This window comes from Campylobacter sp. W0066.2 (genome assembly GCF_024723515.1).
Classification (GTDB): Bacteria; Campylobacterota; Campylobacteria; order Campylobacterales; family Campylobacteraceae; genus Campylobacter_D.
Genome location: NZ_JANQCV010000055.1, coordinates 1 through 281, shown reverse-complemented (window position 1 = coordinate 281; position 281 = coordinate 1). Strand labels below are relative to the sequence as shown.

Sequence of the window (281 nt, the reverse complement as noted above, 5' to 3'; positions counted from 1 at the left end):
CACCACCGCTTAATTCTATGGAGCCTTCTAGCTTACCTTTACCATCATTAATAATGCCACCTTCTATAGCAGAATCAGATCCTTCTATTTTAATAGAACCTGTAACAACACCACTACCGGTATTAATTATACCTCCACTAATAGAAGAACCACCCTTAACAATGATATCTCCTTGTAATTTACCATTTTCTGCATTAACTATACCACCTACTATTTTAGATTTGCTATCTAATACAGTATTTCCATAGATAATCCCATTGCCAGTGTTTAATATAGCAGGG

Annotated in this window: 1 pseudogene; it reads right to left on the bottom strand. The window is 35.2% G+C overall.

Going from position 1 to position 281, the window contains the following annotated elements:
* Nucleotides 1–281 (bottom strand): annotated as a pseudogene (locus CAMP18498_RS07960) (hypothetical protein); the annotation flags it as partial.